Genomic DNA, 19,099 nt, shown 5'->3' with positions numbered 1-19,099 from the left:
TAGTGAAATAAATTTTAATGGTAGTTAAAGCGAATTTATAACCGCGAAAATCTAGAATGATATTGGGAACATAGGCAGATATAAAACTGAGGTAGAATGTTATCTAAACTGAGAGTTCAGCACTACAAGAGCCTCTTTGATATCGAAGTTGATTTAGAACCATTAACTGTATTTATTGGACCGAATGGTTCTGGAAAGTCGAATATTTGTGAAGCTTTATTTGTATTATCTAATTTTTTGGAAAGATTAATAATTAATATGACTGGCCAGGAAATAATACCTTTTTTTGCTCAATCTTTAATAGCTGTAAATACAAATCAGCATAAAATTGAATCAAAATTATGGCAGGGTAAGCAAGATTATCTTTTCTTTGAGGTTGGTTGTCTTCCAAATATAGAAAGTCAGGAATCCATTTCATCTATATCAATTCATATTGAATATCCTCAGCGAATAGTGACTATTAATAATCAAGAATCTTCTGGCAATACTCGTACTGGAAAAAATCAGTATACACCGGAACTAAGAAATTTTTTAGTTTCTAATAATTATTTGGATTCTCCTCTAGCCAAGGCAATCAGAAAAGTTAGTATTTATGATTTTGCCCCAATTAGTCTCTCTAATAATATTCCATCAATTGGTGGAATGGATAAAACAGGACAGGGAATTGTTGATGCTCTAGCTGATATTTTGCTCACTAATCGTAAAAGTTTTGATGAGTTGGAGGAACGTTTGACACGGCTTGTTCCTAATATACAGAGAATTTCTTTATTGCGTAGAGAAGATAGAACTTTTTTACTAGAATTAATCGACAGATATTCTGAACATCATATCCCTGCTTCGGATATATCAGATGGTACACTTAGAATTTTGGCATTTCTAACCGCACTGTATCAAGAAAATACCCCCAGTATTATTTGTTTTGAAGAGATAGAAAACGGAGTTCATCCTTGGTTGTTACACAAAATGATGGAATTATTGCAAATAATTTCTACAGAGGGAATTACAGGTAAACCTGTTCAAGTATTAATCACAACTCATTCTCCCGTGTTGCTAAATTATGTCGAACCTCACCAAGTGCGTGCTGTTGAGTTAGACACCGAAGGTAAAACTCAAATTCATGCTTTACCCATTGATTCAGAACGCTTCCAAAAAGCCCTAGAAGCTTATGATGGAGCATTAGGTGAACTTTGGTTTACGAATGTGTTTGGAGGTAATCCGGTATGAATCGGGCGATTCGTATTGGGCTAATTGCTGAGGGAGAAGCAGAACTCGGAGCAAGTATTCCCTATATTAAACCAGAAGATGGTGGAAAAGTTATTGAAAGAGATAGAGAAGGGGCACTTCATACCATAATCAGACGAGAAATTAATAATTTGGGATTGCCTGATTGTGATTTTGTACAAAGACATCCATCCATCAGCGAGAATCGAGTCTTTAAACGGCGTGTAGGACACTCAATTTTAGATCCAAAATATTTAGCACAGGTGATTATCGCGTGGAAACCTGAAGAAGTTGATATGATCCTAATTGTGGTTGATGCAGATGATAAGCTTCAGCAAAGGCAAATTGACTTGGAACGGGCTTTAAATAAAATCCGTGATAATCACCTGGATCTTAATGAGCAAAAAATTAGCGATCGTAGTGCAGGAGGTTTAGCGATTAAAAATTTTGAAATATGGTTGTTGGCAGATACTCAAACTGTATCAAGTATTTTAGGTGTAGAGCTTGAACCTCTGGAAAATTTAGAAGAATTAGATGGTGGAAAAGGTATTTTAGAAAATGCGATCACACAATCAACATATCTCTCTGAAAATAGTAGCAATCAACGCCCTCTACAACTTCGATGGAAACTTGCTTTTGAGATTGATTTAGCAATTATCAAAAATCGTTGTTCGAATGGATATGCTACTTTTTCACAACATTTAATTGCGGCTACAACGGTAGTTGCTAACTCAATCGCAAATACGTAGCATTTATTCCCTACCTAGTTTAATTAGAATAGCATCTAATGATTCTAAGTATCTAAATGTCCGTTAATTTTGCTGTTGAAGCCATAGACTTGACGACTACCAACTAAGGGGACTAAAGTCACTTCTTTTTCGTCGCCTGGTTCAAAGCGAACTGCGGTTCCTGCGGGGATATCGAGGCGCATTCCTCGCGCTTGTTCTCTGTCAAAGTTTAAGGCGGTGTTAACTTCATAAAAGTGATAGTGGGAACCGACTTGTATGGGGCGATCGCCTGTATTTGACACTTGTAATTTTATAGTTGGACGACCAACATTCAGTTCAATTTCACCTTCTGGTGTAATGATTTCTCCAGGAATCATAATTTATTTTTCCCAATTTAAATATTTTCTAATAAATCGACAAAAAGCCCGAAAGCTTGAGGACATTGTTCTGCAATGTCTTGATATCTAGCACTTCCTAATATTCTTGGTGCATCTACAGTACCTTTATATTTCTTGGCACATTTTATAAAAATTTCCTCTACAATGTTTTTAGGTGGAACATTATGATTTTGTTCTTCAACTGGTCTTGTCCATGTTACAGTCAGACAATTAACACCAAGTACGCTGATCAATTGCGATTCAGCAGCTAAAATTAATGCTTCTAAATTATAGACTAGATGTGAGCATTTTTTTATTATTGATAAGTGCTTTAGAACATTCTGCTCCTTTGCCCGTGAAAACCGCTATCATCTGAAATTCTATGAGAAAAATTATTATTGGGGTTATGGGCAGGGGAGAAAATGCGACAGCAAATGATTTACAAAATGCTTATGCACTAGGTGAACTTATTGCCAAACAAGGATGGGCTTTACTCACTGGTGGTAGAAATATAGGGGTAATGGATGCAGCAAGTAAAGGTGCAAAATCTGCTGACGGTTTAACTATTGGTATTCTTCCGGGTGATAATCAGGCTGGTATTTCCTCTTGGGTGGATATTGCTATTTTCACAGACATGGGTAATGCCAGAAACAATATTAATGTTCTCACGAGTGATGTGGTAATTGCCTGCGGGATCGGTGCAGGAACTGTTTCAGAAATTGCCCTAGCTTTGAAAGCAAATAAGCAAGTAATTTTGTTAAATAATCATGGAGAAAGTAAACTTCTCTTCAAAAAGCTGTCACCAGAAAATGTTTATATTGTAGAGAGTGTGGATCAGGCGATCGCTACCGCCAAAACAATTTTATACTAATGCGTATTCTCTCTTATTTTCCGACAGAATGCATCAGCACTTTACTTTAATATAGGACAAGCTAAAGCGGCCTCTTTTTCCTTTAAATTACAGTTAAACGGGTTTACCTTCAATATAATAATGAGATGTTGGCATCCTTCTATCATTATTATTACTAATTCTCATAAAAAGAAGGTAAAAAACAATACCTAGTGCCAGTGCGATCGCTAAAATAATACCTGCAATCACTAAGGTGTTAAGAGATTTTTTTTGAGGTGTTGCTATATCTTTCCTTGGCTGAAAGATTGTTTGTTCTAGTATCTGCTGTTGCCTTTGATTAGAAGCAGATCGTTGTTGGAATATTGTGTTATCAGGTCTATTTAGGGGTGGATTTCCTGGATGTTGACTATTCGCACCACCTGGCTGCTGTTGCATAATCGTGTTATCGACAACCTCTTGTCCACCACGATTGCTAGTGGGTCGCGGTTGAAATAGCGTTTTATCTGGTGGTTGTTTGTCACCACTACCAGCGCCCGGTTGCAAAATAATACTTTCGGGTGTCTGCTGTGGAGTATTAGAAGGTCGCTTCTGCATAATAGTACCTTCGGGTGCCTGTTGTCGAGGTAGATTAGATGCAGGTTGCTGCGCTGGCGGTTGCAATGGTTTGTTAATTGTTTCGTCATTGGAACCGGGCTGAGGTGTTTGTGATAACGGTCGCAATGGCTTATTAATTGTTACATCGTTAGAATCTGGTTGAAGTGTGTTTTGGGGTGACGGTTGTAAGGGTCTAATAACGGTTTCGTCGTTGGAATTTGGTTGAGGTGTCTTTTGCGTTTGCTGTTGCAGTGGTCTTACTTGAACGATAGTTTGACTTGGCTTAAAACTAGTAGCTTCGGTTGTGGTAATGGCAACTTGCAACGCTTGACTCAATTGTTCCACCGATGCAAAGCGGTTGCTTGGGTTCTTTTGGAGACATTTTATTACTACAATTTCTAACTCTGGCGACAATTGCTCGCACCCAGGTTGCTCGCGTAACGGTCTAGGTGGTTCATAACTATGAGCAAGTAACCATGAAGCTTCACTGATATTATTACCTTGAATCCTTAAACCAAAAGGGTCTGCGGCACTAAGCATTTCATAAATAATGATTCCCAAACTGTAGATATCAGCAGATACACCTATATTTTTATCGTTTTGAATTTGTTCGGGTGACGAGTAGCGAAGCGTGCCAATAAATGTTTTAGTAAGATTTGTTTGCTCGGAAGACTCATTGTAAATTTTGGCAATCCCAAAATCTAAAATCTTTACCCACTCACCAAAGTCTGTAGGAACTAAAAAAATATTATCTGGTTTCAAATCGCGATGAATAACCTTAATGCGCTCTGTGTTTTTCCCATCGCGTTGCATGACTACCCCTCGGTGGGCAACCTGCAAACCGTTGCACACTTGCGTCATAATTTTTACCACACGTTCCGGTGGTAGCTGTCTTTCGCGCATTAATAATTGACGCAGCGTTTGCCCGCGCAGGTACTCCATAACATAAAATGGATAACCTTCTTTAGTAACACCACAGTCACTAATTTCGATAATATGGTCGCTTTGCAAAGCAGCGCAAATTGCAATTTCCCGCTCAAAGCGTTTTCTCATCTCACCAGATGCGATCAATTTGTCCTTGAGCAGTTTGAGTGCTACATCTTTCCCAACGCGCATATCTGTGGCTAGGAAAACTTCTCCCATACCACCTCCACCTAGACGTTTCTCCAACCGATAACGCTGGCTATCACCAATCAAGCGACCTATCCAAGAATTATTTGATGGTGGGGAGTTCATCTGGGCAAACCCATCCTATTCTTTAATAAACTTTTTTGAGAAACCTGATGTACTAATTAATTGATAACTATACTAATAATGATTTATTTTTCGGTTAAGTAAGTGGGTCAAATTAAATATAAAACCTCACTCTGCCTCCGGCTTCCCTCTCCTTACCAAGGAGAGGGATTGAGGGTGAGCTTTTATCTTATATTTAATTGTGCCTTCCTGCTTAATGCGATATTAGTATATTATATATATGTTTTACATTATACTTTCGTCTACATCACAAAATATGTCAAAAATGCGTAAGTTGGCTTCGCTAAACGGAACTCAAGCTACATAAGTATTATTGTCAGGTATTATTATTTCAGGGATTGCGATGAGGAAGCAGGATGAGTAATGTCCTCTCTATAGCCACCGTCACGGCAGTAATCAAAAACTTGCTGGAAAATGGTTTAGTAAGTGATGCCATAGTAGCGAGTGTTGGTGATGTAGTTGTAACAGCGTTGCCACCAGATAAAATTCAAGTGGGAAGTGACGAGCGCGCGCAAATCAACCTTTTTTTATATCACGTCACGCAAAATCGTAACGTTGATTGGATATCTCAAGAATACCGCACTCGTTACACCACCAATAACACAAATTCGACCAATCCCCCGTTAGCTCTTGACCTACACTATGTATTAACGGCTTACGGGACCAAAGATTTTCAAGCGGAGATTTTACTAGGTTATGCAATGCAGATGTTGCATAAATTACCTATTATTACGCATGAGACTATCGAAAATGCTTTAAAAAATGCTGCCCAAACAAGTACATCGAGCGTATTTTCACAGGCGATTTCAGGTTTATCTGTATCTAATTTAGCTCTTAGAGTTGGGCGAATTAAAGTTAGCGCAGCATTTTTAAGCATGGAAGAAATTTCCAGAATCTGGTCTGCGCTACAAACAAATTATCGACCTTCGGCTACTTATCAAGTGTCAATGGTTTTGATAGAGAGTGATAGTGCCGATAAATCAGAGGTTCTTGACTTGATGTTGTCTGAACCAGTTATCGAAAAAGTAACGATGCCCGCACAAGCCGAAGCTTATATTACTGTAGGCAGTACGCTATTGATTCAGGGTAAACAATTACGCGGTGATATCACCAAAGTCAGACTAAGTAATATAGATAAATTATTCACACCTTTTGATGTTCAAAATACACAAGTAAGTCTACAAGTACCTCCATTACGCGTAGGGGTGCAATCGGTACAAATTATACATGAAAGCTTAGTCCGTAAAGAGGAACATAGTCTCGTCGAATCAAACGTTATGGCATTTGTGCTACATCCAAAAATTACCGTAGAGACATTACATGTAACATCTCTACAGGGTAATGATGGGGATTTACGCTCAATAGACATCAGCGTTAAATTTAGCCCAAAAGTTGGTAAAGACCAAAGAGTTATTTTACTACTAAATCAAATATCAAAAAACGAGGCAGTCGCGTACTCTTGTTTGGCATCAACACAAACAGAAGATACTGACACTATTATAATTTCTCTCAAAAACATTAAGCTAGGAGACTACTTAGTGCGGGTAAAAGTAGATGGGGCAGAGAGTCCATTATATAAAAATCAAAGCGGGGAGTACGACTCGCCACGAATTACAATTAAATAATATTCATCAGTTCTTAATAAATCGGGTTTATTTACGATAAATCAAGGTTTTCTAGCATACCGTTCTCAAGAAACCGTGTTTCTAACTAAGGTGCTGTCCGGTAATTCAGGCAACCGCTTCTAGCTTTGCGATTGCTTCACGAGGTAATATCTCAGAAGATGCTACAACTTCAATTCCTCGCAAATAGGTATCCATAATTTCCACATTGCTGTAAACCAGTTGTTTAATCAGCATTAAGCTTAAGTTATCTCCTTCAAAATCCAGGCTTGTTTTATAATAAATTTTTCCATCATCCATATTCATTTCAAAGTTACCAACAATTAGACCGTAGTTAGCTCTGGTTAGAAATTCAGCCATAGCAAGATACCTATTATTAGGAACAGTAACTGGGCAAATTGAGTAAAAAGCACATTGTTGCTCTAATTCTCGGACTTTTGCATAGCAAGACCATCGTCCGTTGTTGCCTTCATAACCCATGTGCAAAATAGGTTCGTTATCTTGCTGCGAATGCTGCCAATTTTCTTGTTTGAAGAAAGTTACGAGAATATCAAAATTTTTTTTAGACATTTACGCTTATATAAGTGATTTGGGCTTCTAACGTTGATTTTAAAATCAAGTTTTGATGTTTGATTGAATATTCCGGTATAAAAACTACTGAAGACCAAATAGTAATAACTTGTTAATCACTAAGATCCATCATATCTTCCACTCCTTCTGGGGTATTGAATCTCTTTAATGAATGTTGGAAAAACATTGAATCCAAAAGCTGTCCTTGTGTCTTATTAGGCTCATGTTCATACGTCACAGCACCACCCTTGCGCTTCTTGTTTTTGTTTAGTGGATCTCCTGTCATTTTATAACCTGGAGAAGCAGGACTTATATTATGCTGTTTGATTTGTTGTTTATAAAGGTATCTATAGGCTCCCAACTGTTTTAAGGAGTCATCCGTCCCTCTGTTTAGATTATCAGTTTCGTTAAGCATTGTGTCTGTATCACGATGAAAAGCTACTCCGGGAAGCTCTGCATCCATCTCGGGACGCGACAGTTGTTCTTGCTTTCCATGAAAAATCGCAGTATCTTTATTTTTCTGTCTGCTGCCCCAAGTTGCACTGTACTTGTTGTGATCATTACCTTCAGAATGATCAGGAGTTCCCGGAGTTGTCGAAGTTTTCTTTTTACCTGCACCTCTAATCTCAATGGTTGGGGCATTCTGATAAGCCCATTCATCACCCTTTATCTTTCCATCTCCTCGAAAAGAAGCTTTGCGTTCTGAGTCTGGGATCTTAAAATTATCATTATCCTGTTCTTTCTCTACTCGATATCTCATGGATTCACCAGCAGGAATATGATCGTGTTCCATTTTATCGTCTGTTATTTCACGCTTTTTAGCGTCTTCATATGTAGTCACATCATAGAGAGAAATTGGGTCTTTCTGTCCATCGCGATCGCTCCGGCGCCGATCTAATAAGTTGCTTGTGTCCTTAAAAGTTACAGGATTGCCATTTTCATCTGTAAAGTTCTCACCATCGGCCTAAACATTGCGTTCAACTTGACGATTTACAGCGTCACGCACCAAAAACAAATTTGTAATTACATCTATTGCTCTTGTTGTTGGCCACCGCCACCACCGCCCATGAAACTATCAGCAACACCACCTAACATACTGCCTGCGATTCCTCCAAGCGGACCAAGCATTCCGCCAAGCATTCCACCCAGACCAGACATCATTCCTCCACCACCGTGTTGTTGACCGCCGCCGCCGCCCATAATTCCTCCCAAGGCTCCTTCCGCTAACCCGAGTAACCCGCCACACTGAACGGGTTTGGTGCTGTTCTGGATTGGTGGAATAGTCTTGAAGCTACTAGTTGCACCAGGAACTTGCACCTGCTCGCCCTTGGCAGCTTTTGCTCCAATTTGGTCAGCTTCTGTTTCTAAGCTGGGGTCTGCATTAATCGGGGCACCTTTACTTTGGTGTGGTACAGCTACTCTTCCGGCTCTTTGTTGTACAACATGGGTAAGTTCATGCCCTAACAGTGCTTGTCCTGAAGAGCTTTGCGGGTTATATTGTCCAGGGGCAAAGTGAACATTACTGCCCTGAGTGAAAGCTAAGGCGCCCATCGATTTAGCTTGAGGGCTATCTGTATGGATACTGACATCGCCAAAATTTGCTCCAAAAGAATTTTCCATTTTTGATCTTACTGGTGCAGGCATGGAACCACGAGAACCAGAGGACGAATTTTGACTAGTTTGATTTTGTTTTGAAGGTTGAGCAGATTCTGACTTCATTTGGCTAATACTGTGGCCAAAACGTTTTGCCTGTTTGAGTTGAGTATTTAGGTCAGGTTGTGGGGATTCAGACTTAGTTTGTACTGTGAAGTCACGATTTTCAAATTGACTGTGTGAGTCTAAGGTAGATGTCGCTGAGTTAGATTTTTTTTGAATGCGTTGTTGAGTGTTCATTGTTCAATACCTCAGTAGAAACTTGATTTTTTTAAGAAGTATGGTTGGGAAGTATGATTTTAAACAAATCACATAGAACTGCGATAAATAGTCTTAATTAAGAGTATTGCACCAAACTTTACTTTACATTGTGAGATTTAGTAATGGCGTCGTTTAAGAATTTCACTGATTTGACTTTGTGACATCTGATTATCCTTATTTGTATCTTTGAAACTAGCTATCTGATCCTGACTCACACTGGGCAAATTTTCAAATATTGTTTGCATTTGTGGGTCTTCTCTTTGTTCAGCTAACTTACCTGCAATTCCTGCACGTTCATGGTTCTTTTTTTCAGATGTCTTTTCTGGATTAAACCCTGGAAGCCCTTTATCTCGTCCCCACTGCTTACCCGCGCGAACCCCCCATGCACCAGGCTTGATACTTGCCGCAGTCATCGCAGTTACAGCACCAGGAACAGCACCAATACCTGCACCAGCCGTCCCAGCAATTGCAAGACTTCCACCAATGGTTTGTCCCACACCTGAAGCCATATTTATCCCCTCACGTTTTGTTGTTTTACTTTGTATATTTGCAGCATATTGGGCAACCTGCAAAATATCTCGCTGTTTTTGTAACTCATTGGCTACTGTTTTCTGCACCTGAGCCAGTTCTTTTGTAGTACGTGGTTTGCTATTAGGTTCGGATGGTTGTATTCTCTCAGCAGCATCTCGTGCAACATTCTTAATATTGTGATAACCCTTTCTCGATTGGTGGATATTGTGTGCGCCTTCTGATGTCTCTACTAAACCCGTTACTGTACTCCCTATACCTCCTGCTAAACCAACACCTAAGCTATTTACTGAATGACCTCCAAACTTTGCAATGTTAGCACCGGTTTCAACGCCTCCAGCTAGAAATTTTGTACCACTTGCACCAGCATTAACCTTATTCCCTTCTTGAATTGAAGTGTAAATACCACGTGCATCGGATGCTAGTGTCCCTAACTTTAATACTCCCCCCATTCCGCCTGATGCAACTTGACTGATATGTTCCACGCTATCAGAAAGCGTGCTAGAAATATTAGCCCCGAAGTCGCCTGTTTCGGAAGCCTTGCCTGCATTTTTCTTGAGAAAACCTTTACTAGGTGTAACTTGTTGAGGTGGTATAGTTGGTAATGGCTTGTTTAAGTTTGGAGTGGGTGAGACTTGTTGAGGTGGTGTCGTTGGCGTTGGTGGTGGTGTCGTTGATCCTGCTGTAGTCTGTGGAGTTGGCGTTGGTGGTGGTGTCGTTGGTGCTGCTGTGGTCTGTGGAGTTGGCGGTAATAAGTGTAATAAGTCTGGCCTTTCGCTCGCTATTTCACCGCTTAAATCCATTAGAGGTATTGGAGCTTGTAGAATTGGAGGTCTTTCTGTGGTAGGAGTTGGGGTGCTTAAGTTTGAAGTGGGTTGCTCTATGTTTTTGTTTTTTTTCCAAGGCAATTTCAAGGTTGCTTGAATCGCCTGTGAAGAAGAACTATTATCTGATTGCGCCGAATTATTTAGCCCCATCTTTGACTGCGCTACTGTTGTATCCGCAACATTGGGAAGATGTTTTTTACTGAGTTTATGCCCATACTTATCAGCCTGCTTCAAAGATTTATTCAGGTCAGACTGGTGTAATTTGCCAGGTATCTCAGACTGAAATATGCTCTGTGATTTTGCATCTGAGAAAATAGATATTTGTTGATTATTTTTTTTCTGAATAGTATTGAATAGGCTTAACATAGGGAACCTTATTTAAATATTTAAAAGTTGAAAAATATTTGTTGGAATATTTTTCAACTTTTAATAGAATTGGGATGAGAGACTAACAGCAAACTTTATTTTTTCGTCCATGTCAATAATTAAATTACTACACCAATCGGATTTAAAATTATCTATTTGTACCAGGAATGAATTACTTTTTACAATTTTGATAAACTTACATATAATTACTACATATATATATTGCGTCTCTATATTTAGAATATTTATAAATTAAATAGCACTGCTATCTCTGAAATCATATTATTTGTTTAAGATTGTAGCTTAATTTATTTAGTAAAAACCGAGTCAAATATTAGACTTTAGTCTAATATTTTCTGTTGACTTACATAATAATATAATGATAATGGTTTTAACCTGAAAGTAAGGTATTCATTTTTATATTTATAGTTGAGTGAGAACATACGTATGGGTAGCCGACTATACCAGCGTCAGGAAGAAAAGAAGAAAAAAACACCGCATTCCTTAAGTAATATAGATTCAGGAATGCTTCAAGGTCGCCCGTTTATTATGCAATTAAAGACGCGATCGCAGGAACCAGACTTAAAAAAATCTCTAAGTCAGGCAGAACGTTACGGTCATCACCTTGATAAAATTCAATGTGCGCTTTCTACTACGGCACCAATACAAATGCTATCGACAGATGAAGAGGAGGAAAAAAAGCTAACATCGGGTATGGATTTAGAGACAAATAAGTTGACTAACAATAAAAAAGTACTAGAGAATGTGCTGAGTGTTGCTAGTGGGTTAAAAACTCTTAATAATCAAAAAGATAATATTGAACAAAAAAAATACTTTGCTGAAAGAACTGAAAGCGCAACGGAAACTTCCAAATCAAAAGATAAAGACAAAAAGCAAAATTCGGATGAGCATTTAACATCACCCACAACAAATAAGATTTCTGAGAAGGAAGCAACAGAAGAAAGCTCGCCTCATGATGACCCGGAAGTTACGAGATTGCTAAATAAACCAACTCAGACTAATTTAGCAGGTTCTGGTGACGCCCAACATAACAATCAAGAAAAATTTATGCCGCCTCCTTCTACATACAACGAGGATAAAAACACTGGCTCAAAAAAAGTAGGGTCACGCACTCATTATTTAGCTAAAAGAGAAGCGATGGATATGTTGGGTAATAACAAAGGATTTGCTAGTATACAGCGTGCGGTTAATATTCCTTTAACCAATAATCATAAATCTGAAACTAGTAAAGCTGAAGATAGTCAGCAGCAAGTAAGATTAAAAGATGCCGCAGAACTAGTTCGAGACCAAGTAGTAAACGAAGATAGACAAGTAAAGGAACACCTTCGAGGAACGCTAAATTTAGACCCAGCAATTGTTGCTAAAGAGGGTGGTGAACAATTGATTTTGCAAAAGATGCAATGAAAAATTTAGAAGCAATCATATTTTTACGCTGATGAGACGGGTTTTTGTACCCTGCTGCATTTCGTCTACTATGTGGCTTGCCAGCCGGATTTGTCAGATTCGTGTTTATTGTTAAGTTTGGTTTTCTTTGGCTTTCCTTTTCTCATTTGAATAATTAACGCGCTTATCAATATCCCATGTTTCCCACCCTTCTGGTCTTCCCACTTGTTCGTACTTACCTGGCTTCAATTCCGATTTCTTCCACTCCTTTTGGTCATATGGGGTATGCTTAGAGGGATTTTCTAATTTCTGGAGGCTCTTTACTAAATCTTCGTGGTTAATCTCAGTTAGTCCTCCTGCTTGATCAATTTCGAGTGCCACGTGACTCTTTGGGGTTACAGTACCACTAGCTGTAAAGTGCGGATCAACATCATCTCCTGCTGGATCGTCTGACCTCTTCTAAGGTGCCGGACCCATATGTATATTATGCGCAGGCCAGGCAACGTCAGATTTTTGGATATTATCTCTATCTATTATCCCTTCGGGATCTACCCAATCATAGATAATCTGACTCAGTTGGGGTGAACTTGATGCTTTCCTAACAGCCTCTCTAATTTTATTGAAAGGGAACTTGTGGTGTGCTGATAAAGGCTTATCATCCACATCTTTCAAGCCGCTCATAGCTGAGGGTTTCGCCGGTCTGTCTAGTTTCCCTTTTTTCGTATTATATACCTTTAGCTCCGTAAACGGTAGTACCCTAGTAGTATTTCCGACTGCTGATGAGCTTGCTGGAAGATTCGGTGGTTGACTTGTAACTGCTGATGAGCTTGCTAGAAGATTCGGTGGTTGACTTGTAACTGCTGATGAGCTTGCTAGAAGATCCACTAGTTGACTATCAGACTTGGATTTTTTAGACGGATTCCCCCCATCTGATGAGGTTGGTGGATCTTTTCGTTTATCCGTAAACTGAACGGGCTGGTTATCTAGCTTTGGTTGTACTGCTGTTGAGACTGATTGATTGGCTAAATTTTTCTTACTCAGGTGATGTCCGTATTTTTCTGCTTGTATTAAAGATGCCTTCAAATCAGGTTTTTCTGAATTGTCGTTTTTAGACTGCACTACAAACGGATGCGACTCAAACATTCTCTGTGCTGGAGTGTCTGAGAAAGCTAATGTTTTCTTGCTAGTTTTATTGTTAGAAATGCTGAATTGAATAGTCATAGCAGTACCCAAATTGAAGTCAAAAGTTAATTATTTATCTCTACATTTAATTGAATAGATAAATAAATTAGAAAATATTAATTAAAAATCCACAATCAAGATCAAACCCATCCCTTAACCTCGGTATCTGTGAGCGATCGCTCTAATTTGATATACTCGCTTTTAGCTGCCTGCAACATATAATACATTGTTACTGCGTCGTTAGCATCTGTTGTGATTGCTTCGTTACACTCCGTTTCACTCGCAATGACATATTTATAAATTTTCCCACCCACCTACAGGTTTTTAGGTAGATAATTAATATCAAGTAACTGGTCTAATGTATATATGCAATTTTGAGGTAAGTTATCTAGTTTGCCCTCTGTTTTTTCTATGACATATCCTAAGGCATCATCATAAATAGATGCTAATTCCTTTTCTAAATATTGATATAAATTCGTTGTCAAATTTCGTTTTAATTGATTTCTAAAACTTCTAACTTCTGCTTTCCAATGTCCCGAATTCAATTGATATTCTTCTTGCCAATATTGCAGAAGCAAAAGATGTCTAATAACTTGTTCTAGTAAACTCGCCACCTTAGCTTTGTCTCGACGACCCAAATTTTCTAGTTCCTCAATTAAATTTTCTAAATCTAATTCTTCTAAATGGTTAGTTTTCAATAGCTTGATTGTTTCCTCTAACCAGAGATGCTCATCAATTTCATAAAGATTTTTTAAACTCAAATTAGAGTTAACTCTTTGCATAAAACCTCCTTGACTTAAATCTGACTTGATTAGGCTAAGCATAGCTTATATTAGTGTATTCTTATTTGTAGAGCGATCGCTTATTGATTGGGCTAGGGGAAAACAGGAGTGACCATTACGGCCAGTCTAAGGTTTTGGTGTACAGTGCGTTCTGCCAAATAGCGCTGAAGCTAAGAGCATCGTCGATTGGCTTAATGCAGTGCGATCGCTCCCTTCAGTCGATAATTATCAGTATAGAAAAGATTGCCAAAGCAGCGAGTCGGAAAAATTTGAGCCTCCACTCACCGATACGGAGGTCAAACCTATCCCTTAACCTCAGTATCAGTGAGCGATCGCTCTAATTTGATATACTCGCTCTTAGCTGCCTGCAACATATAATACATTGTTACTGCATTGTTAGCATCTGCTGCTAAAAATGCAGCATTCATGGCAATACTGCGAATATTACCTCCTGCGACATTCAACAAACTAACTTTCACTCTTCCCAATTTTTTATCTTGAGGTTTGGAATTTGGGAAAAGTCTTTGTACATTGCGTGTGACTTACGTATTGCGTCAAGAGCCAGAGCTATAGACGCAATACGTAAGTCTTTTTCAATTTTCTTTTTTGCTAGAGCCTTGGAGTTTTGCCGTAAGATTTGGTAGCAGTTTTCGGCATTTTTACCAAAGTTGAAAACGGTTATCACTTTGAAAAACTCTGTGGTTTCCCACAGCTTGGTGTAAAGGTAAATAAGCTTCGACGTTTGTGCAGGGTCATTTAATCTCCCAACCCAACCATTAAATAGCTCTTGCACGGTAATTACGGTGATTGCTACATCATTAGGATGTTTTGCAACAGAGGAAATTATTGGCTTATTTCCAGCTAGAAACAATCAGGTGTGGTCAGTATCGAGAATCCAGAAGCTCATATATCGCTGTCTTGTTCGCGTTCTGCTCTTATTTCTTTGATGATTTCCATAAAATCTGGATCATCTTTAAAAATTCCAGCAAATTTCATCAAAGGGTGATCTGAGGTAGATGCTTGAACTGGCATCAGAATTTTAATAATTTCCGCTTTGGCTAGACGTTTCTGTAATAGCTGCTGAACTTTCTCAACTGCGCCTTGTTTAGTTTCATCTGTAGTTTGGCAATCAGGAATTTCTAGGACAGTAGCTACAGTAGAGCCATCGGCTGTACTTTCTAATAAAATGTTCCAATTATCCACAGTATTTACCTTTACTAATGTTTTATTTGCATTTTCAGTTTATTTTAATTATATTTGGATTTTCATAAAAACTAGGTTGGGCAGATGCTAAGGGATTTTACCTGTGGATTCGGGATAGTACTCCTGCATAAGGGACTTGCAAATAAAACAATACCCAAACTAGAAGCTCAAACCCAACCTTTGACCTCAGTATCCGTGAGCGATCGCTCTAATTTGATATACTCGCTTTTAGCTGCCTGCAACATATAATACATTGTTACTGCGTCGTTAGCATCTGCTGCTAAGAATGCTGCATTCAATGCAATGCTGCGAATATTACCTCCTGCGACATTCAACTGTCCTAACTTTTGATAATGTAAACCTTCTGTAGGTGTAGACTTTGGGAAAATCCGCCGCCAAATTTCTGCCCTTTGAGTCGAATCTGGGAAAGGAAACTGGGTAATAAAGCGAATACGACGAAGAAATGCTTGGTCTAATGAACTTGAAAACTTGCCTTCCCACCAAAGAGAATACCATCGCTCTGGAGCGAAATGCTATATTATAATGATTAGAAATGATTAGAATTAAAAAATTCACAATTGTAAAAATAAAAGTTTATGACTCAAGCAATCCTTCAGAAAATTATCAGCCAACTTCAAGAGCTTGAAACAGAAGAATTACATCAACTCGATCGAGCAGTTAAGCACCGCCTTGTTGTGAAAACGCAAACTGCTGAACAAACTGCATTCGAGCAGGCATTGTTAGAATCTGGACTGGTCAAACAAATAAAGCAACCTACTTACCGCCATGTTAACAGGGAGGAGTTAATAGAGGTGCAGGGAAAGCCGCTCTCTGAAACAATTATCGAGGAACGACGTTAGATGACGGTTTATTTCATCGATAGCAGTGTCATTGTCAAACGTTATGTGAATGAAGTTGGCTCTGCTTGGGTTTTGGGACTATTTAATTCTAAGTCAAACAACAAAATATTTATTGCAGCCATTACAGGTGTTGAAATAATTGCAGCAATTGCACGAAGGTCAAGAGGTGGAAGTATAAGTCCCGCAAATACAACAATATTGTGCAACCAATTCCGTAATGATTATCAGGTTGATTATCAAATTGTTGAAATCACAAACAATATTATTGCGTCAGGAATGATACTGGCTGAAACTTATAGTTTACGAGGCTATGATGCAGTTCAACTTGCGGCAGCTTGTGCAATCAATGCACTATGTTTAACTAATAATATATCTTTAACGTTTGTGTCAGCTGATAAAGAGTTGAATATAGCGGCATTAGAAGAAAACTTTCTAGTTGAGAATCCAAATAATTACCAGTAAAATAGTAATTACCTTAATATTCAGAATTAATCAATGATTAAACCCATCCTTTAACCTCAGTATCTGTAAGCGATCGCTCTAATTTGATATACTCGCTTTTAGCTGCCTGCAACATATAATACATTGTTACTGCGTCGTTAGCATCTGCTGCTAAGAATGCTGCATTCAATGCAATGCTGCGAATATTACCTCCTGCAACATTCAACTGTCCTAACTTTTGATAATCTAAACCTTCTGTAGGTGTAGACTTTGGGAAAATCCGCCGCCAAATCTCTGCCCTTTGAGTTGAATCTGGGAAAGGAAACTGAGTAATAAAGCGAATACGACGAAGAAATGCTTGGTCTAATGAACTTTTTAAGTTAGTTGTTAATACAGAAAGTCCTCGGTAACTTTCCATACGCTGTAGTAAATAGCTTACCTCGACATTGGCGTGGCGATCGTGGGAATCTTTAACTTCACTGCGTTTACCAAATAAAGCATCGGCTTCATCAAATAGTAATACTACACCTCCCAACTCTGCCGCATCAAATACTCTACCAAGATTTTTCTCTGTCTCCCCAATATACTTACTAATTACTGCACTTAAATCAATCCGGTATAAATCTAATTGCAATTCCCGCGCGAGTACTTCTGCTGCCATTGTTTTACCTGTACCACTGACACCAGCAAACAAAGCGCTTATTCCCAATCCTCGCTTGCTTTTGCCTCCAAAACCCCAGCGATCGTAGACTTTTGCTCGTTGCTTAACTTGCATGGCAACATCTCTAAGAACTTGTAACTGAGATTCTGGCAATACCAAATCCTCCCAGTTCGCTGCACAATCAATTCGCTGTGCTAAATCATCTAATTTCGGACGAGCTTGCGCGCGGCAAGTATTCCAAAGAAGATGATTAAAATCTTCTGTTAATTCTGTAACTTCTGACTCCTCTATTTGACGCCACTGAACGCTAGCTTGAGAACAAGCTGCTTGAATTACCGGAACACTGAGATTGAATTGAGACACTAAATTATCTACTTGAACATTAATCAATTCAGATGTATGATCCAATGCTTGCTCCCAAATAGTGTACTGTTCCTTTGTTGTCGGACGTTCGATGTCGAAAACTAGTAACGGCCTTAATCGCGATCGCTTGCGTTCGGTAGTAGTAATAATTACCGGAGAACGCATCCATTCGCATAAATACGTAATTGTTCCTTCTTTTCCTGTATCTCCACCTTCTAAATCATCGCAGTCAATTAACAACGCGCAATTAGCTAGTGACACTTCCCGCTCCCAAAGTAATTTAAATTGCTTGAGATCACTAGGAGTTGTTGGCAAAGCATGAGCAGCAATTGCGTATAAGTTTAATTCCAAATAGTGACAAGCTAGAGCCGCAATTGGACGTTTACTAGCTACCTCATTTCCACATAACTGTAATATTGGCAGCTTGAGAAAATCATGAATCTCTACCCACCAAGCAGCTACCATTTTTTCTGAGATTTGCGTATGAGAGGGTACTAAATCTGGAATCACTGTTACAGGTTCGACTATCCCCAACAAACGGTCATCTAAATGCTGTACACCCATTAAATAATGCAGTATCCGCTCATCAATCCGCAAAGGACTACTCATCAGCTCACTTCCAGAACCCACTTCGATTAATTTCCACCTGCGTAGCGCACCTGCGGGAGTAAAAGCATCCCAGTGCATACCTTCTAACACAGTCATCGCCAAAGCAAAAGTGGGATAAGTACGCTGTGCATTTCCACAAGCAGCAGCGCAAAGTATTGGAAAACTGGCATCAAGTTCTACACCAGCACATAACAACAGTAAATTCCGTTCAAAATCACTTAAACCAAAAGTGACACAGAGTCTATTTAACGCAGAAGGTTCAGGGGATGTAATCGAATCTATTAAATATGAAGCGATCGGACTTTTCTCATGTATGATATCTTCCTCCAGCAAACTTGGATCAGCATGCTTCACCAAAGTCTCCCTAAGCTGGCTTAAGACTACCGTCATATACGCATGATTATCAACGTTCTGATTGGTGGTAGTCGTTGCGCTCATCCTTATCTACCATTTAAGTATAAAAATATACTGATAGCAACCTAGAAACCGTTGTAGAGAACGCCACATATAACGTCTCTGCGTAAACGGGAAATTAATTGCACAGATCACTAGTTTTGATGGATTATTATCCTAGGATCTTAAGATAAGCATAAGAGAAAATACATTCCTGGCTTATTCGACTTTAGTCTATGATTATTATTTTGATCGGATTTTAGCCAAAACAAAACCTCAAAAAGTCCTGACTTGAATCCCTCTCCGAACTCACGGAGAGGGACAGGTTTTGCGTAGCAGAACCAATCTTT

Annotated in this window: 22 protein-coding genes and 1 pseudogene; 7 read left to right on the top strand and 16 right to left on the bottom strand. The window is 38.9% G+C overall.

The genetic code is table 11. From position 1 onward, the window contains the following. Positions 1-96 precede the first annotated feature (96 nt). Positions 97-1,224, top strand: a complete 1,128-nt coding sequence (locus HWQ38_RS16455; RefSeq protein ID WP_292795249.1) for an AAA family ATPase — start codon at positions 97-99, stop codon at positions 1,222-1,224. Further along, a complete protein-coding gene (locus HWQ38_RS16450; protein ID WP_292795247.1) occupies positions 1,221-1,970 on the top strand; it encodes a hypothetical protein in 750 nt (249 codons plus the stop codon). Before HWQ38_RS16455 ends, HWQ38_RS16450 begins: the two co-directional genes overlap by 4 nt. 44 nt (positions 1,971-2,014) lie before the next feature. Here the strand turns inward: HWQ38_RS16450 and HWQ38_RS16445 are convergent, their stop codons facing one another. Together HWQ38_RS16445 and HWQ38_RS16440 are read right to left on the bottom strand one after the other, a co-directional pair. Next, a complete protein-coding gene (locus HWQ38_RS16445) occupies positions 2,015-2,326 on the bottom strand; it encodes an urease subunit beta (protein WP_292795245.1) in 312 nt (103 codons plus the stop codon). A gap of 17 nt (positions 2,327-2,343) precedes the next feature. After that, entirely contained in the window at positions 2,344-2,580 is a 237-nt protein-coding gene (locus HWQ38_RS16440; RefSeq protein ID WP_292795244.1) for a hypothetical protein, read from the bottom strand. A 128-nt stretch (positions 2,581-2,708) separates the two neighbouring features. On the opposite strand from HWQ38_RS16440, the gene HWQ38_RS16435 reads away from it, so the two are divergent. Continuing rightward, positions 2,709-3,197 (top strand): TIGR00725 family protein, encoded by a 489-nt coding sequence (locus HWQ38_RS16435; protein WP_292795242.1) that lies wholly within the window; start codon positions 2,709-2,711, stop codon positions 3,195-3,197. 93 nt (positions 3,198-3,290) lie between these two features. On the opposite strand, the gene HWQ38_RS16430 is transcribed toward HWQ38_RS16435, so the two are convergent. After that, positions 3,291-5,006, bottom strand: a complete 1,716-nt coding sequence (locus HWQ38_RS16430) for a serine/threonine protein kinase (RefSeq protein ID WP_292795240.1) — start codon at positions 5,004-5,006, stop codon at positions 3,291-3,293. 374 nt (positions 5,007-5,380) lie between these two features. On the opposite strand from HWQ38_RS16430, the gene HWQ38_RS16425 reads away from it, so the two are divergent. Beyond that, positions 5,381-6,649, top strand: a complete 1,269-nt coding sequence (locus HWQ38_RS16425) for a DUF4255 domain-containing protein (protein ID WP_292795239.1) — start codon at positions 5,381-5,383, stop codon at positions 6,647-6,649. Positions 6,650-6,754: 105 nt separating this feature from the next. Here HWQ38_RS16425 and HWQ38_RS16420 read toward each other — a convergent pair whose 3' ends face one another. The 4 genes from HWQ38_RS16420 to HWQ38_RS16405 all read right to left on the bottom strand — a co-directional run bounded on the left by HWQ38_RS16420 (position 6,755) and on the right by HWQ38_RS16405 (position 10,851). Continuing rightward, the gene (locus HWQ38_RS16420; RefSeq protein ID WP_292795238.1) at positions 6,755-7,216 is read right to left on the bottom strand and encodes a YbjN domain-containing protein; all 462 of its coding nucleotides are present in this window, start codon (positions 7,214-7,216) and stop codon (positions 6,755-6,757) included. Between the two features lie 112 nt (positions 7,217-7,328). After that, positions 7,329-8,057, bottom strand: a complete 729-nt coding sequence (locus HWQ38_RS16415) for a hypothetical protein (protein WP_292795237.1) — start codon at positions 8,055-8,057, stop codon at positions 7,329-7,331. A 188-nt stretch (positions 8,058-8,245) separates the two neighbouring features. Continuing rightward, positions 8,246-9,109, bottom strand: coding sequence for a DUF4157 domain-containing protein (locus HWQ38_RS16410; protein ID WP_292795236.1), 864 nt, complete (start codon positions 9,107-9,109; stop codon positions 8,246-8,248). A gap of 137 nt (positions 9,110-9,246) precedes the next feature. After that, entirely contained in the window at positions 9,247-10,851 is a 1,605-nt protein-coding gene (locus HWQ38_RS16405) for a hypothetical protein (protein WP_292795234.1), read from the bottom strand. 429 nt (positions 10,852-11,280) lie between these two features. Between HWQ38_RS16405 and HWQ38_RS16400 the strand changes: the two genes are divergently transcribed. Next, positions 11,281-12,276, top strand: coding sequence for a hypothetical protein (locus tag HWQ38_RS16400; protein WP_292795233.1), 996 nt, complete (start codon positions 11,281-11,283; stop codon positions 12,274-12,276). A gap of 111 nt (positions 12,277-12,387) precedes the next feature. On the opposite strand, the gene HWQ38_RS16395 is transcribed toward HWQ38_RS16400, so the two are convergent. From HWQ38_RS16395 to HWQ38_RS16360, 8 genes and pseudogenes are all read right to left on the bottom strand, one after another. After that, positions 12,388-12,636 carry a hypothetical protein gene (locus tag HWQ38_RS16395; protein ID WP_292795231.1) on the bottom strand — a complete coding sequence of 83 codons (249 nt, stop codon included), beginning with the start codon at positions 12,634-12,636 and terminating at the stop codon, positions 12,388-12,390. Between the two features lie 78 nt (positions 12,637-12,714). Then, positions 12,715-13,476: a hypothetical protein gene (locus HWQ38_RS16390; RefSeq protein ID WP_292795230.1), complete on the bottom strand. Its 762-nt coding sequence runs from the start codon at positions 13,474-13,476 to the stop codon at positions 12,715-12,717. 101 nt (positions 13,477-13,577) lie between these two features. Next, complete coding sequence (locus tag HWQ38_RS16385) at positions 13,578-13,751, bottom strand: hypothetical protein (RefSeq protein WP_292795228.1); 174 nt, start codon at positions 13,749-13,751, stop codon at positions 13,578-13,580. Further along, a complete protein-coding gene (locus tag HWQ38_RS16380) occupies positions 13,752-14,219 on the bottom strand; it encodes a DUF29 domain-containing protein (protein ID WP_292795265.1) in 468 nt (155 codons plus the stop codon). 302 nt (positions 14,220-14,521) lie between these two features. Further along, a complete protein-coding gene (locus HWQ38_RS16375; RefSeq protein WP_292795226.1) occupies positions 14,522-14,698 on the bottom strand; it encodes a hypothetical protein in 177 nt (58 codons plus the stop codon). After that, positions 14,695-15,012 carry a type II toxin-antitoxin system VapC family toxin gene (locus HWQ38_RS16370; protein ID WP_292795224.1) on the bottom strand — a complete coding sequence of 106 codons (318 nt, stop codon included), beginning with the start codon at positions 15,010-15,012 and terminating at the stop codon, positions 14,695-14,697. The genes HWQ38_RS16375 and HWQ38_RS16370 overlap by 4 nt, the downstream gene beginning before the upstream one ends. 110 nt (positions 15,013-15,122) lie before the next feature. Next, positions 15,123-15,422, bottom strand: a complete 300-nt coding sequence (locus HWQ38_RS16365; RefSeq protein WP_292795222.1) for a hypothetical protein — start codon at positions 15,420-15,422, stop codon at positions 15,123-15,125. Positions 15,423-15,589: 167 nt separating this feature from the next. Continuing rightward, positions 15,590-15,904, bottom strand: a pseudogene (locus HWQ38_RS16360) (ATP-binding protein); the annotation flags it as partial. Between the two features lie 114 nt (positions 15,905-16,018). On the opposite strand from HWQ38_RS16360, the gene HWQ38_RS16355 reads away from it, so the two are divergent. Beyond that, a complete protein-coding gene (locus HWQ38_RS16355) occupies positions 16,019-16,282 on the top strand; it encodes a hypothetical protein (protein ID WP_292795220.1) in 264 nt (87 codons plus the stop codon). Further along, entirely contained in the window at positions 16,283-16,744 is a 462-nt protein-coding gene (locus HWQ38_RS16350) for a type II toxin-antitoxin system VapC family toxin (RefSeq protein WP_292795219.1), read from the top strand. Between the two features lie 37 nt (positions 16,745-16,781). On the opposite strand, the gene HWQ38_RS16345 is transcribed toward HWQ38_RS16350, so the two are convergent. Further along, a complete protein-coding gene (locus tag HWQ38_RS16345; RefSeq protein ID WP_292795217.1) occupies positions 16,782-18,710 on the bottom strand; it encodes an ATP-binding protein in 1,929 nt (642 codons plus the stop codon). Between the last annotated feature and the right edge of the window lie 389 nt (positions 18,711-19,099).

The sequence above is a fragment of the Nostoc sp. NMS7 genome, assembly GCF_017115085.1.
Lineage (GTDB): Bacteria > Cyanobacteriota > Cyanobacteriia > Cyanobacteriales > Nostocaceae > Nostoc.
Note: the sequence above shows the minus strand (reverse complement) of the source record. Positions and strands in the feature narration are given on the sequence as shown.